The following is a 15,743-nucleotide window of genomic DNA, read 5'->3' as shown; positions in this document are numbered from 1 at the left end:
TATTTTTTAATGGTGTGTTTTATACATACTCCCGCTCTCCAACCTTCACCAACAACTTCCCAATATTCTTCCCTCTAAACAGATCCAAGAAAGCACCCGGAATGTTTTCAAAACCTTCTCGAATTGTTTCACGATAAGTGAGTTTTCCTTCCTGCAGCCATTGACCAAGCTGCTTGGCGCCTTCCTTGAAGCGATCGGAATAATTCCCGACAGTGAAGCCTTGCATGAGGGCGCTTTTCTTAATCAGCGTCTGCTGTACACGTGGTCCCAAGTCTTGTTCTTCCTTGTTGTAGGAGGAAATCGCGCCACAGACCGGGATGCGTGCATAGCGATTCAATTGTGTCATGACAGCATCTGATATTTCCCCGCCGACATTATCGAAGTACACATCAACGCCATCAGGGCAGATGCGCTGCAAATCGTCTTTTATATTGTCCGTTGCACGGTAATTGATGCCTCCATCGAAGTTCAGTTCGTCTTTCAAAAAGCTGATTTTTTCATCTGATCCAGCGATGCCAACGACACGTGCGCCTTTGATTTTAGCGATTTGCCCAACGGTGGAGCCGACCGAACCGGCTGCACCTGAAATAACGACAGTTTCGCCTTCTTTTGGCTTGCCAATATCCAAGAGGCCGAAATAGGAAGTTAAACCGGTCATACCCAATATGTGCAGATTAGTAGTGATGGGTGCAATGGACGGGTCGATTTGCCGCACCTCATTTTCACCGGCGACATAATACTCCTGCCAGCCGAACATGCCTGTTACAACATCACCTGTTTTGAATTGATCCGATTTGGATTCGATTACCTCGCCAATCGAACTACCTTCAATCACTTCATTAAGTTTAAATGGTTCAATGTATGATTCCGCGTTCTCCATTCTGCCCCGCATATACGGATCGACGGAAACATACAGCGTCTTGATCAGAATCTGGTCTTCCTTGACGTCCTCAACAGCCTTTTTCACAAATTCAAACGTATTGTCATCCGGCAACCCCTGCGGCCGTTCAGCAAGAATGATTTGGTTATTAACGCGTGCCATGTGAATCTCCCCTTTGCAGTAACATTTTCATGCTTTGTTTGATGACGTAAAATAGTTTGTGTAAATTCTTTGAGACAAAAAAAGAGGTAGGGTACCCTCGGAATTGGCTATAAATAGAGAGAGGAGAAACCCTACCATGACTCAAAGTATAACGAATGATGGCTTTATGAATCAACTGGATAGTCTTGTACGTGATTTTGTCAAAGACCAGCTCGAAACGATTTTGGTAGAGGAAAGGGAACAGTTTTTCAACGAAGAACATCCTGAATTGAAGCAAGTAAAAAATGGTTACTACAAACGAACGCTTGATACCAAGCACGGCCATATTGATGATCTTGCTGTGCCCCGCGACCGCCATGGTGAATTTCAAACGGAATTGTTCTCACCTTACCAACGCCGTGATCAATGGGTTGGCGAAACGGTAACGAGAATGTATCAGAAAGGTGTCAGCACGCGTGAAATCGGGCAAATGATTGAGCACATGCTGGGCTCTGCTTATTCGGCAACAACGGTTAGTAACATCACAGACGTTACACTCGAAAATATCGAAACATGGCAGCAGCGCCCACTAAAGAAACGTTATTCAATCCTTTATCTTGACGGGACTTACCTGAAGCTGCGCCGCGATGATGTCGCCAATGAAGTCGTGTACTTGGTCATCGGTGTGTCTGAAGACGGTTACCGCGAGATTCTCGGTTTCTATGTCGGTGGCCAGGAAAGCTCACTCGGCTGGAAAGAAATTCTCCGCGATCTTTACAATCGGGGTGTTGAGGAAGTGTTGCTTGGTGTTTTTGATGGCCTGCCCGGACTTGAAGCAGCGATGAAAGAAATTTATCCAAAGGCTGACGTCCAGCGCTGTGTGGTACATAAAGTTCGTAATGCCATCAACGCCGTTCGTAAAAAGGATCAAACAGCTGTAGCCGAGGATTTAAAGGCTATTTATGAGGCCAGCACGAGTGAAGAAGCCATGAGTCAATTTAAAACTTTTCAAGAGAACTGGCAAGGCAAGCATCCAAAAGTCGTCAAATCATGGGAAGAGGACTTAAATGTGCTTCTGACATTCTTGAAATATCCCTTATCAATCCAGCGCATGATTTATACTACGAATATCATTGAGCGGACGATGAAGGAAATCAAGAAGCGTACAAAAAACGATGAACAGCCTTCCCAGTGAAAAGGCAGCAGAAAAGGTGGTATACCTTCAATCAACCGAATATAACCAAAGATGGTCAGAGCGGAAGCTCAGAGGTTTCGCAAGTGCTTATCAAGCGTTACAGGAAATGTTTGAAACGAGATACGGCAAGCACAGCGGATCACAAGCGATCGAATTTTCAGATATTATCCCGGGTACCCGGGATAATATCTGAAAATACCAACACCACCTATTCTGAGGAGTATCCTATTTATTTACACAAACTTCTTGACGGTACCCTTTGTTTCCTATGGTAGTGAAAATATTGGATTTATGCCAGTGAAAGTAAAAATGAAGTTTTCCTTCGTACTTGATATTTCCATCAGAACTATAACTTCAATTGATCAATTTCAAAAGTTGTATAATGAACTCCATATTCTTACGTATAAAACTAATGAATCTTACTAAATTCCTGATTTTTACATTATCTGCCTAACCCTGAACAGGATTTTGAGTTGGGTAGTATTACTGACTCAGAACAGTATGCTCGTAAAAGATAAGAATAGGACTATGATAAACGAAAAGCATCGCAAAAAGGGGCTGAGGCAGTCCTTTGCGGTGCTTTTGATATATTTTAATAAGTTCACCCTCCAAAAGTGATACATATAATGGTAACGCATCAATCATTTATTGGGGGTGGAAGGGTGTATTTTTTTAGACCTGTTTCTGATGAGGTTCGTGTATTTCAACACAAATTCATTAACTATAACAGAACGATGAAGCTCATTTTAGTATCAATTTTTGCTTGTCTTGCTGCTGTTTTTCAGGCTGCCGGCGGCTATTTGCCGGGGATAGGATATTTTTTAAGCCCGCTTGCCACTGCAGCTATTCTGTTATGTACCATGTTTTCTATTCCATATGGCATAGTATCCTATTTCCTGACGATTATGTTGCTATTCATCTTACAGCCGACTGAACTCATTATATTTCCTTTTACAACGGGATTGTTAGGACTTGGCATTGGCGCATCTTTTTCCTTTTTCAAGAAGAGAATAAGTATTATTGCTACTGGTGCATTTCTTTTAATGTCGGGCATTATGAGCCTGTTGTTTATTTTTGGCTTTTCTATTTTAGGTCCAGTCGCCTCAGACTCCTTTTCATTTCCGGCAGTTGGAGGTATTTTTATATTTACTTTCCTTTATAGCTGGTTATGGGTCGAATTTGCTTTAATCCTTTTTAAACGATTAAAAAGGATTATGATTTAGTGATTGATTCATGGCACTATTTCAAAAACAGTGCCCTGGTTAAAATCAGTCACGTTCATAGAGCCATAAACGCCTAAATATAACCTGGTTTGATCCGGGTTCGCTCCCAAACTAACAAAATAGGCCGACCCGGACCCAAAATCATAATCGGTTTCGATAACACTAAAATCATTCAGTTTACAATTCAGCCTTTCGCTGGTATAAGCTAAAACCCCTCTGGCAGGCGTTTGGGAGTCATTCGCTCGAAAAATATCAGTAAACACAACGCTTCCCGCTAAAGTGGGGATGTCTCTGCCCATATATGGGTGAACTCCCGTAAGTGCGGTTCCCTGAAACTTATCGGGACGAGGATCCTGATGGTAGTAACTGGTTAACGGATGAACCCGATGCACTGAAATTTTAATGGTTTCATCGTAATATGCAATTATTTTCTCATCCATATCCGGATGATCAGTACAGTCCCTTAAAATTGAAGTAGGCAAAGCTCCTTCCCATCCGCGCCAGCCAAGGTTAATCAATCTTTCCCGTTCAGGTTCAGCATTTCTTAAAGAGGCTTGGACAAGCTGAGGAACCGGTATTGGTTGATAAGGTATGAATGAAAAAATCGATTCTGCCAATTCCTGTCCGACATTACCCACATATTTTATATACTGATTATAATACCTTTGAAATGAAATCCCCGGTACATTGCGAACCCCCTTGGCAATTACCGTAAGTGTCTCTTGAATAGGGGTGGGCAGTTCATGAAAACGCGTAACGATGGGAGGATGCGTAACAGATGTGTTCTTAGTTACATCTATTTCAATTATTTTACCTGCTATTTCCATATCGTCCTGGCTTAAATTAAATGGATCATAGCCTGACCCACCATCTCCGATTGTTAAAACAAGTTTTCCTGTTTCAGGTGAAAAGTTTAAACTATCAACACCATTATGGTTCGAAAACGGTCTTCTTAAGTTAAGTAATGTCCGTCGCATTTGAGGTTGACCATTCGATTGTAAAACCCATTCTTCAACCGTATCAATATGATCATATTGTGTATCTCGATTTGTCCACCTTAGGTTCAATGTTTGAGAATCGCACGGGTCGGGAGTAAACGATTGAGTAAGGGCGCCCGGGCCTTGTGTTCCAGCTACTGAATAATGAAGATAAAATAAACCATTATAATAAAATCCCGGATGAAACGCCAGCCCCAGCAAACCTCGCTCATCATAGCCACCACCAGAAGTACCCAGTTCCAGGATCCGCCTTCGAATATCCAAAAAAGATTTAATTCCTGAGTTCCCTATGCAAAAGATTTCTCCGACCTGGGTTGCGATAAATAACCTTTCCATTGCGTCACCTGGAAGTACAGTTGATTTCATAACAGTGGGTAAATTTAAATTGCTTACTAATGGCCGTAAGCTAACTTTAACTCTATTCAACAACTTGACCTCCTTCTTATCGTTTTCCTTTATAAGAATATGATTGGAGGTGTTTTATAAGTACCAAATGTTGAATGCCATCAATAAATCCGGCGCTTACCATCCGCCGTACTACAACAAGAGTGGGTCGTCACGCAAGGGTGACATCACACATCACACATAAAGAGGTTGAACCAGGCATCGATCTTTTCGCTAGGGGGCAAAATCGTGACCTGATCTATTTATGGCAGGAACAATAATTTTACCGAAACAAAAAGGAAGCATGCGCTTGCTTTGTCACATGCTTCCTTTATCCTCTATTTACACAGGTTTTGCTTCACTTTCATCTGTCAATTCCAGCGCTTTTGCGGTGGACGCATGAACGTCACGGATGAGATCTGGATGTTCCCTTAATGACACGCCATAAGACGGGATAATCTCTTTGATTTTTGGCTCCCACTCGTCTAAACGATCCGGGAAGCATTTTTCGATCACTTCGAGCATGATTGAAGCGGCGGTTGACGCACCTGGTGATGCACCGAGCAGTGCAGCAATCGTACCATCTTCTGAATTGACGACTTCCGTACCGAATTGAAGCGTACCTTTGCCGCCTTCTTCGGTATCTTTAATCACCTGTACACGCTGACCTGCCGTCACAAGATCCCAGTCCTCGCTCTTGGCATCCGGGATGAACTTACGTACTTCTTCCATGCGCTGTTCTTTCGATAACATCAGCTGGCGGACCAGGAACCTGGTAAGCTGCATGTTTTTCGCACCGGCCGCCAGCATGGTGAAGGCATTATTCGGCTTGACTGAGCCCAGTAGATCCATGTTTGATCCGGTTTTCAGGAATTTCGGCGAAAAGCCAGCATACGGGCCAAATAGCAATGTTCTTTCGCCGTTAATGTAGCGGGTATCCAAATGCGGCAGGGACATCGGCGGTGCACCGACCTCAGCCTTGCCATATACTTTGGCATCATGCTGCGCCACTACATCCGGATTATTGCACACCATAAACAGGCCGCTTACAGGGAAGCCGCCGACATGTTTGCTTTCCGGAATATTCGTTTTCTGAAGCAATGGCAATGCGCCGCCACCACCGCCGATAAAGACGAATTTCGCCGTATGGCATTCGAGGGTATCATCCTCATAGTTGCGCACTTTCACTTCCCATGAGCCGTCATCAGTGCGCTCGATGTCTTCCACTGTATGATTGTATTGAATATTTACGTTCTGTTCTTCCAAGTGGTCCAGTAATTTACTGGTGAGTACACCGAAATTGATATCGGTCCCCGTGTCGATTTTCGTTGCCCCAATCGGTTCATCGACGTTCCGGTCTTTCATAACCAGCGGAATCCACTCTTCTAATTTTTCCGGGTCGTCGGAAAACGCCATTCCTTCAAACAGCGGACTCTCAGTAAGCGCTTCATACCGTTTCTTCAGAAATTCCACATTATCTTCCCCATGAACGAAGCTCATATGCGGCAACGGTCTGATGAACTCCCCTGGGTTATCAATATGGCCGCTATTAATCAGGTGGGACCAGAATTGTCTTGATTCTTGAAATTTTTCATTTATCTTTAGGGCTTTACTGATATCAATCGATCCGTCCGGTTTTTCGGGCGTGTAATTAAGCTCGCACAATGCAGAATGGCCCGTTCCGGCATTATTCCATACGTTCGAGCTTTCCGCACCGGCGCTTTGGAGCTTCTCAAAAACGGTGATGTTCCATTCTGGTGCCAGTTCTTTTAAAAGTGATCCCAATGTCGCACTCATAATACCCGCGCCGATCAGGATAACATCTGATGACATTTGTCTATTACTCATTTTTTTCATCCTTTACCCGTTGAGTTTTGCAGAAAGGATGCGCTCTTAATCCGGCGTCACACATTAGAAAACTTGCCTTATCGCCAAACATTAATGGCGAAAGCCTTAGTTGCACTTATGCAGTAAGAAAGAATCAATACTTTCTTAACTGTCAAAAAGGGACGCATCCAGTCGCCCATCTTTTCTGACTAATATATCCACATTACAGTGTATCATTATTAGCTTTAGAATAAAATGTTTAATTACTGTTTGCCCGCATCCTCAGAGGGCTAACCCGGCTTTTATTATGGAATAGGAAGCAGAAAGTGGAGATAAAAGCGTTAAATTTGCGGACGAAATTGGAAATACGGAAATCTTCTGGTTATTTATGATACGGTTCACCCCTCATAATCCGAAAAGCTCGGTAAACCTGTTCAAGCAAAATCATCCGCATCATCTGGTGCGGGAATGTCAGCTTGGAAAATGACAGTGCCAGATCGCTCCGTTTCTGAACCTCCTCGCTTATACCGACCGAGCCACCGATGACAAAGGCGATTTTACTTTTGCCATACGTCGCGAGTTTATCCAGTTCGGCCGCGAATTTTTCTGAGGTCAGCATTTTCCCATTGATATCCAGGGTAATGACATAGGTGTCCTGGCTGATGTGGGACAGTATTCGCTCACCTTCTTTCCGCTTCACTTCCTGCATGTCGGCGTCACTCATGTTTTCCGGAGCCTTCTCATCAGCGACTTCTTTAATTTGGACTTTCGCATAAGGCCCGAGCCGCTTTAAGTACTCGTCGATGCCCTGCTTCAAGTATTTTTCCTTTAGTTTTCCAACGGCAATTATGGAGATGTTCATTTACTTTCATCCTTTTTTCGTTTCATTTTTCCCAGTATAACAGAAGAATGACGATACCCCTTTAAGTATCGCCATTCATCTCAATCACGCTGCTGCTCGCTCCCGGTTTTCCGCTGATCCATGTAAAGTGTCAGTGGTTGGTCGGATCCGCTTACCAGCTTATAAAAGTAGGAGGATGTGAGGTTATAGCTGTCCTCAATCTTTTCAGCGAGATAGCTGCTCCGCTCAAACAGGATGGACCGAAATTCACTGATTTGTCGCTGGACTTTTTCCATCAGGGCTTCCTGACTTTCCAGCCGGTCGACCATTTCCTCCTGTGCCTTATCCTGTCCGGCGACCCGATCGGCCATTTCTCTATTCATGGCGGCGAGCTCATTCATTTGCTGCGCCGTCTCCTGATTGACCACTTCATATGCTGCCAGCCGCTCTACGATGTCTCGGCTGAATTCATTCAGCGTTTCAACCTGTCCGGCAACTTCCTTTCTCATCGTATCTTCATTCTCGAGAATGTGCTGCAGCTTTTGATTGTTCTTATCCAGCGTTGCCAGCCATTCCATCGCCTGGTGCTCGAACGTCTGATGCTCGTGTTCGCGATCATTCAGCGCCTGCAGCTGATCACCGATGTTTTTCCACTTACTTGCGTTGGCATGCTGCTGGCGATAATGCAGTGTTTTGATTTCGTGAAACGCATTCGTTAGGGATTGATTAATTTCTTTCTGCTCATTGAGCATGTCAGCGAAATTATCTTTGTGAAAGTATCCCTGATTCGGTTCAAGGATTTTGCTGTCATTTTTAAAGACTTTGGGATGTTCGTTATGGTTAATAAACAGCCCCATATCATCACTTCCCTTAATTGCATGTTGATAATAGCCTATGCAATTGCGGATGGATGCGGGACAATCGACTACCCCTCACAACAACTTCCGCTGCACACTTTTACCATTATATGTGAATAATACCCGCTTATCTTCCACGACTGTCTCCAGATAGACATTATGCCCCCACAATTGATATACATACGGCAGGACATTTTCCAGGTAGTGCAGGTCTAGCTCAATGCCTTCATAGCCGTGCATGAGATACAATTCGCCGTTACGCAGATAGTCGCCGTCTTCCACGGTAATATGAGGAAATCCACCATTCACACGCTGCGAAACAAGCTGATCACGCACATTTTCATAATCTTTATCCGTAATCGTATAATCGCTGCCCTGCTTCTCAAACAAATACATATCTTCCCGGTTCACCAATTCTTTGGTTAAATAATTCCGAATGAACGACTGATCTGATTCTATTTCCCGAACTTCAAACATTTTCTCCCTGCCTGAGTTTGGTTGAACTCCCAGTTCTCGCATGTGTTCGGTCGGGTTGTTATAGCGTTCTTCAATATCCTCGAAAATTTTCAAACCAAGATAATACGGATTGATCTGCTGCTTTGAAGGCTGCACAACACTCGCATTTAGTGATGCGAACTCGATTGCTTCTTCAGGCGTCAGATCCAATTCCCTCAGAATCCGTTGATGCCAATATGATGCCCAGCCTTCATTCATGATTTTCGTTTCCAATTGCGGCCAGAAATAAAGCATTTCCTCACGCATCATCGTTAGGATATCCCGCTGCCAGTTCTCCAGCTCACGGCTGTGTTCCTCAATAAACAGCAGCAGGTCCTTTTCCGGTTTCGGCGGAAACTTCTTCTGGCTCTTTTTGACGAGCTTTGGCTTATTGTTGTGCTTTAACTGATCCAAATTCCACAAATCATCATACGGTGTCTTCACAGCAGGCTGTTCCTGCTCTAGTGCCTCTTCATCCTCCGCGTAATCAGGCAATTTCGGCCGGATAAGCGACGGATCGATATGCTCCTGAATCGACAGAACCGCATCGAGAAAACGTTCTACCTCTTCACGTCCATAAATCATCTCGTAGCTTTCAATCCGCTCGGCCGTTGCCGTCATGCTCTCCACCATATCGCGCCGCGTATTACCAAACCGCATATTGTTTTTGAAAAAATCACAGTGTGCGAGCACATGTGCAATAATCAGCTTATTTTGAATAAGACTATTGGTATCAAGCAGAAAGGCATAGCAGGGATTGGAATTGATGACAAGTTCATAAATCTGGCTCAGCCCAAGGTCATAATGCAATTTCATTTTATGGAACTGCTTGCCGAAGCTCCAGTGGGAAAATCGTGTCGGCATACCATATGCACCAAATGTATAAATAATATCAGCAGGACATATTTCATACCGCATCGGGTAAAAGTCGAGTCCGAAGCCGGTCGCTATTTCCGTGATTTCATCAATTGCCCGATTCAGCATCTGTGTCTCCGTCAAAATGATCATCCTTCCAAGTAGTCTTTTTATAGTGTATGAGCCGGGGATTGAAATTTTGACCAGTATACGAAGAAGAAGGTACAAATTAATTGACACATTTAAGAATTCAAGATCAGTCACAACGACCAAACCGTGAGCACAGCAGGTTTTAAAGCGCTTACAAATAGTCAATCCTTTAGAAATATTCAGTAAAATCTTGTGTTTTTGGGCTTTTTCATGTAGAATAATATCATTACGTCACTTTTATTCAGTGAATTTTACAATATTTACTAAAAAGGGGATGACCAATGAGTACAATAGAAGCAACTTTAAAAACAGACAATCAGAAAATAGCCAACCAATATCTAGAAAAAGTTTATAACGCCACTGAACAACGCAATCCTCATGAACCTGAGTTTCTGCAGGCTGTTAATGAAATAGTCGACTCTCTTGCCCCAGTACTGGCCCATCACCCCCAATACATGGAATCCGGTATACTTGAAAGACTTCTGGAACCGGAAAAGGTCATATCATTCCGAGTTCCCTGGGTGGATGATCAGGGAGAGATACAGGTAAACCGCGGGTATCGTGTTCAATTCAACAGTGCACTTGGTCCGTATAAAGGCGGGTTGCGTTTCCATCCGACCGTCAATCAGAGCATTGTGAAATTTTTAGGGTTCGAGCAAATCTTCAAAAACTCCCTGACCGGACAGCCGATTGGCGGGGGGAAAGGCGGATCAGACTTTAACCCGAAAGGCAAATCGGATATGGAAATGATGCGGTTTTGCCAAAGTTTCATGACAGAATTGTATAAACATATAGGACCGGAGACCGACGTTCCAGCTGGTGATGTCGGCGTTAGCGCCAAAGAAATCGGCTATATGTTCGGCCAATATAAAAAGCTGCGCGGCGCCTTTGAAGCCGGCGTTCTGACCGGTAAAGGCCTCGAATACGGCGGTAGTCTAGCTCGCACAGAAGCGACCGGGTATGGCCTGGTATATTTTGTCCGTGAAATGCTCAAGGATAAAGGCCTCGACTTTAAAGGCCATACGGTGATCGTATCCGGTTCCGGCAACGTCTCCATCTATGCGATGGAAAAAGCAGCAGAATACGGTGCAAAGGTTGTAGCGTGCAGTGATTCAGACGGTTGTATTTATGATGAAAATGGCATTGACCTGGATACCGTGAAAGAATTGAAGGAAACCGGTGATGAGCGCATCAGCTCGTATATCGACAAGCATCCAAACGCCCAGTATCTGGAGGATTGCTCAAATATCTGGTCGATTCCGTGTGATATTGCATTGCCGTGTGCAACCCAGAATGAAATCGACGAAGAAACCGCCAAAACATTGCTGGATAATGGTGTTAAAGCGGTTGGTGAAGGGGCGAACATGCCATCGACACAGGAAGCCCTCAATTTATTCGTCGAAAACAATGTTCTCTATGGTCCGGCAAAAGCAGCAAATGCCGGTGGTGTCGCCGTTTCGGCATTGGAAATGGCCCAAAACGGCAGTAAGCTTATGTGGACATTTGACGAGGTCGATGAAAAGTTGAAGGGAATTATGAAGAATATTTACCAAAACAGCATGCAAGCCGCCTCAGATTATGGCTCACCGGGCAATCTCGTCGTCGGTGCTAATATCGCAGGCTTCCTTAAGGTTGCCGACGCTATGAAAGCACAGGGCGTTATTTAAATGGTTATTCAAAAAGTCCAGTAAAATAACCCATCAAGAAAACTGTCTCAGAAATGAGGCAGTTTTTTTAATGGCTGATACTGTAAAAATTACCACGCTTTTAGCCTGCATGATTATCCTATTTGCGCTCAATCTATAAGCAGGAGGGATGATTATGGAGGCACAATTTTTAACAGTGGAAGCTTTCAATGACTTACTGCAGCAATGGAACGGTAAAACCATCAAAATTTCCAAACATGAACTCGATGATTTGGATGAGACACTGATGACGCTTCAGGGTATTTCTTATGAACGTAACACACGACGACTTGATGATTATGAACCAATGCATGCGCTACAGCTTAACGGGACAGGCACGGTTGAAACCGATGCGAGCAATGTCCAGTCGCTGCCGTCATCTGTTTACGAAATACCGCTCGAAGACAATACATTGTATGAGTTTGACGGTAAGCAGTTTTTGCTGAGCACCTCCCGCGGTGTGTATAAGATTGAAAAAGAGTGAAGCGGTGACTAATGGAAATAAAAGGGTGATCGTGCTAAAGATTTGGCAGGGGGCGCTGTAGGTTCCCAGCGGACCGCTATAGATAGTGTTCCTATCGCTATTGTTTCACGTGAAACCGCTATAGTTTTAGTCGAAATCGCCGCAAATTCGCTGGTTATTGCTATAGCTGGTCAGATAACAAAAAACGAAACCCCCGCGGGGGCGGAGGCTTCAGACAGAGGCTGTTTGCTTTCTGAAAAACGATCTTAATGCATGATAAACGTCTTCCTTGCCTTTTAAGATATAATGACGAAATTTCGGGTTTTCAAATTCGCGATAGGCGCGCATCAGCGTTGACTGACGATTATACATGTTCACCTCGGCGTAACCGAACATATTGGAAACATCCATAATTTCATTCACAAGATTGAGACATCTTGGATTATCGGATGTGATGTTTTCCCCGTCGGAGAAGTGGAACGGATAAATGTTGTAACGGGACGGAGGGTATTCATCTGAAATCAGTTCCAATGCTTTGTTATAGGCAGATGAACAGATCGTTCCGCCGCTTTCGCCTCTTGAAAAGAATGCTTCTTCAGAGACAACTTTTGCTTCGGTATGATGGGCAATAAAGGCAATTTCAACATGCTCATATTTTGAACGCAAAAATCGCATCATCCAAAAAAAGAAACTTCTGGCCAGATACTTTTCAAAGGTTCCCATTGATGCACTGGTGTCCATCATGGCAAGTATGACAGCTTTTGATTCCGGATTCACGACGTCGTTCCACGTCTTGAAACGCAGGTCGTCATTATAAATCGGCGAGATTTGCGGTTCGCCTTCAATTGCATTGCGCTTCAGCGCGGTCAAAATCGTCCGTTTCTTATCGACGTTGCCCATCAGTCCTTTTTTGCGTACATCATTGAATTCGACTTTTTCGGTGGTGACTTCCGCTTCTTCCTTCTGCTTCAAATCTGGCAGCTCAAGCTCCTTGAACAAAGCCTCTTCTAATTCTGCCATCGACACTTCTGCTTCATAATAATCATTTCCCGGTGCATCGCCTGCCTTCTTCCCATTGCCGGATCCGCTTTTTCCTTTGTCTCCACCGTTTGGGTCGCGTGCGATGACATCGCCGACTTCGCTGTCACCGTCGCCCTGCCCGACATGTTTGGATTTGTCATAGTTATAACGGATTTTGTATTCATCCAGTGAACGGATTGGGATTTTGATAACATCCCGGCCATTTGACATGATAATATTCTCTTCACTGATGAGATCAGGTAAATTGTTTCGGATCGCGTCTTTCACTTTATCCATGTGACGCTTCTGATCCTGGTAGCCTTTGCGGTGGAGGGACCAATCTTCCTTCGAGACAGTGAAACTTTTATTTTCTTCCTGCACGTATTCCCCTCCTCATGCTTTTATTCAGTCTATGCAATGTCCATCAAACAAGTTATTGATTCGTAAGCTTCCTTGTAAAATGATTAATCAGCACCACGGCTGATATACCAGTGCACCATTGCTTTCTGCGGGTTCATCACGGGCCTTATTATGATGGTGCTCTCCGCTGTCTTCCGGGCTTGCTCCCCCGCAGAATCATTATCAAAGCCATCTGTAAGCTTACAGAAATCATCTTGGTGAAAAAACATTCAGTGGAACGGTTTATTCCACTGAATGTTAGTTGAACAAAACCGGCTTTATCTACCGGTTCAAAAGGCTGCCGACATACCGCAGCAGCTCATTTGCCGAAACGGAGTTATAGCCATACTCATCAATCAGACGGGCAATCACTTCATTAATCTTCTTCAGCTGTGATTCATCAGGCGTCTGTGAAGATGTGGTAATCTTAACGACATCTTTCAAATCAGCAAACAGCTTTTTCTGGATTGCTTCCCGCAAGCGCTCATGGGAATTGTAATCAAAGCGCTTTCCTTTGCGGGCATAGGCGGAAATGCGGATCAGAATTTCCTCTCTGAATGCTTTTTTCGCATTTTCCGAGATACCGATCTGCTCTTCAATCGAACGCATCAGCTTCTCATCCGGATTCATTTCCTCACCTGTCAGCGGGTCAGGCAGTTTCGTTTTATTGCAATATGCTTCGACGTTATCCAGATAATTGTCCAGAAGCGTTTTCGCGGATTCTTCATACGAGTATACGAACGCCTTCTGCACTTCTTTTTTCGCAATCTCATCATACTCACGTCTGGCAACAGCAATATAATTCAGATAACGTTCCTTGTCTTCATCGGAAATCGACGGATGCTGCTCAAGGCCATCCTTCAATGAACGCAGAACATCCAGGGCATTGATCGATGACACTTCTTTACGGATAATCGTTGACGAAATCCGGTTGATGACGTAACGCGGATCAATCCCGCGCATACCTTCATCAGGGTATTCTTTCCGCAGTTCATCGACATCTACCTGATTATAACCTTCAACACTGTCGCCATCATAAAGGCGCATTTTCTTAACGAGATCCACACTTTGTTTTTTCGAATCCTCAAGCCGGGTCAAAATTGAAAAGATTGCAGCAACCCTTAGGGCGTGAGGTGCAATATGCACATGCGACATGTCACTTTCATTAATCATTTTTTGATAAATGCGTTCTTCCTGAGTCACTTTCAAATTGTACGGAATCGGCATGACGATAATCCGCGACTGCAGTGCTTCATTCTTTTGATTGGAAATGAATGATCGGTATTCCGCTTCGTTGGTATGAGCAACAATTAGTTCATCAGCACTTATAAGGGCGAACCTGCCAGCCTTGAAGTTTCCTTCCTGGGTGAGTGACAAGAGGTGCCAAAGAAATTTCTCATCACACTTGAGCATCTCCTGAAATTCCATCATTCCGCGGTTTGCCTTGTTCAGCTCCCCATCAAACCTGTAAGCACGCGGATCGGATTCCGAGCCATATCGTGCAATCGTGGAAAAGTCGATACTGCCGGTCAAATCAGCAATATCCTGTGATTTCGGATCTGACGGACTGAACGTGCCGATGCCGGTACGCCTATCTTCTGACAAAAAGATACGCTCCACCTTTACATCTTCAATTCGGCCGTCATAGTCCTTTTCCAGACGCATCGCATTCAGCGGTGACAGGCTTCCTTCGATGCGAATTCCATATTGATCATAAAAATCATCGCGTAAATGCTGCGGAATCAAGTGCAGCGGATCCTCATGCATCGGGCAGCCTTTAATCGCATAAACGGCACCTTCATCTGTTCGTGAGTATTGCTCAAGCCCGCGTTTGAGCATCGTCACAATCGTGGATTTACCGCCGCTGACAGGACCCATCAGCAGTAATATCCGCTTACGGACGTCAAGCCGTTTGGCCGCTGGATGAAAATATTCCTCCACTAGCTTTTCAATCGCATCCTCCAGCCCAAAAATCTCCTCACCAAAAAAATCATACATCTTACGGCCATCTTTTTCTGTCAAGCCGGAACTTTTTATCATATTATAAACACGCGAATGGGCTGTTTGCGCAACTTCCGGTCTCTCTTTTACAATCTCAAGGTACTCGGCAAAAGTCCCTTCCCACTTAAGGCGCTGTTCTTCCTCACGATGATCTTTAACTTTGTTGAGTATATTCATTTATTTCCCTCCATAACTGGTTTTCTCCCGCCTTCACCTGACAATAAGCTTCCATCTAATAGACTTTATATAGCCTATGCAGGGGTTTTCCTTAAGATGAGTGGTTTTGTACTCATAATTCGTGACTTTTGGTAAAAGCTAAAACAAGCATA

At 44.2% G+C, this 15,743-nt stretch carries 11 protein-coding genes and 1 pseudogene; 4 read left to right on the top strand and 8 right to left on the bottom strand.

Annotation, left to right across the window (positions count from 1 at the left end; genetic code table 11):
• Nucleotides 1-19: 19 nt before the first annotated feature.
• Complete coding sequence (locus tag ON01_RS12225) at nt 20-1,042, bottom strand: NADP-dependent oxidoreductase (RefSeq protein ID WP_010531334.1); 1,023 nt, start codon at nt 1,040-1,042, stop codon at nt 20-22.
• Nucleotides 1,043-1,178: 136 nt separating this feature from the next.
• Here ON01_RS12225 and ON01_RS12220 point away from each other — a divergent pair.
• Nucleotides 1,179-2,409 (top strand): annotated as a pseudogene (locus ON01_RS12220) (IS256 family transposase).
• A 469-nt stretch (nt 2,410-2,878) separates the two neighbouring features.
• The gene (locus ON01_RS12215; protein ID WP_010531333.1) at nt 2,879-3,439 is read left to right on the top strand and encodes a hypothetical protein; all 561 of its coding nucleotides are present in this window, start codon (nt 2,879-2,881) and stop codon (nt 3,437-3,439) included.
• An 8-nt stretch (nt 3,440-3,447) separates the two neighbouring features.
• Here ON01_RS12215 and ON01_RS12210 read toward each other — a convergent pair whose 3' ends face one another.
• From ON01_RS12210 to ON01_RS12190, 5 genes are all read right to left on the bottom strand, one after another.
• Nucleotides 3,448-4,863 carry a PQQ-dependent sugar dehydrogenase gene (locus ON01_RS12210; RefSeq protein ID WP_010531332.1) on the bottom strand — a complete coding sequence of 472 codons (1,416 nt, stop codon included), beginning with the start codon at nt 4,861-4,863 and terminating at the stop codon, nt 3,448-3,450.
• Nucleotides 4,864-5,163: 300 nt separating this feature from the next.
• Nucleotides 5,164-6,669, bottom strand: a complete 1,506-nt coding sequence (gene mqo / locus ON01_RS12205) for a malate dehydrogenase (quinone) (protein ID WP_029329107.1) — start codon at nt 6,667-6,669, stop codon at nt 5,164-5,166.
• A 361-nt stretch (nt 6,670-7,030) separates the two neighbouring features.
• Entirely contained in the window at nt 7,031-7,510 is a 480-nt protein-coding gene (gene rlmH, locus ON01_RS12200; RefSeq protein WP_010531330.1) for a 23S rRNA (pseudouridine(1915)-N(3))-methyltransferase RlmH, read from the bottom strand.
• Between the two features lie 80 nt (nt 7,511-7,590).
• On the bottom strand, nt 7,591-8,346 hold the full coding sequence (locus ON01_RS12195) for an RNA polymerase-associated RTF1 family protein (RefSeq protein WP_010531329.1): 756 nt from the start codon (nt 8,344-8,346) through the stop codon (nt 7,591-7,593).
• 75 nt (nt 8,347-8,421) lie between these two features.
• Nucleotides 8,422-9,825, bottom strand: a complete 1,404-nt coding sequence (locus ON01_RS12190; protein WP_138919788.1) for a SpoVR family protein — start codon at nt 9,823-9,825, stop codon at nt 8,422-8,424.
• Nucleotides 9,826-10,127: 302 nt separating this feature from the next.
• Between ON01_RS12190 and gdhA the strand changes: the two genes are divergently transcribed.
• A complete protein-coding gene (gene gdhA / locus ON01_RS12185) occupies nt 10,128-11,513 on the top strand; it encodes an NADP-specific glutamate dehydrogenase (protein ID WP_010531327.1) in 1,386 nt (461 codons plus the stop codon).
• A 154-nt stretch (nt 11,514-11,667) separates the two neighbouring features.
• The gene (ymzB, locus tag ON01_RS12180; RefSeq protein ID WP_010531326.1) at nt 11,668-12,015 is read left to right on the top strand and encodes a protein YmzB; all 348 of its coding nucleotides are present in this window, start codon (nt 11,668-11,670) and stop codon (nt 12,013-12,015) included.
• 210 nt (nt 12,016-12,225) lie between these two features.
• Here ymzB and yhbH read toward each other — a convergent pair whose 3' ends face one another.
• Entirely contained in the window at nt 12,226-13,395 is a 1,170-nt protein-coding gene (gene yhbH, locus ON01_RS12175) for a sporulation protein YhbH (RefSeq protein ID WP_010531325.1), read from the bottom strand.
• 300 nt (nt 13,396-13,695) lie between these two features.
• On the bottom strand, nt 13,696-15,591 hold the full coding sequence (locus ON01_RS12170) for a PrkA family serine protein kinase (protein WP_010531324.1): 1,896 nt from the start codon (nt 15,589-15,591) through the stop codon (nt 13,696-13,698).
• Nucleotides 15,592-15,743 lie beyond the last annotated feature (152 nt).

This window comes from Lentibacillus jeotgali (genome assembly GCF_000224785.1).
GTDB classification, from domain to species: domain Bacteria; phylum Bacillota; class Bacilli; order Bacillales; family Amphibacillaceae; genus Lentibacillus; species Lentibacillus jeotgali.
The sequence above is the reverse complement of the archived record's forward strand: the minus strand, read 5'-3'. Positions and strand labels throughout refer to the sequence as shown.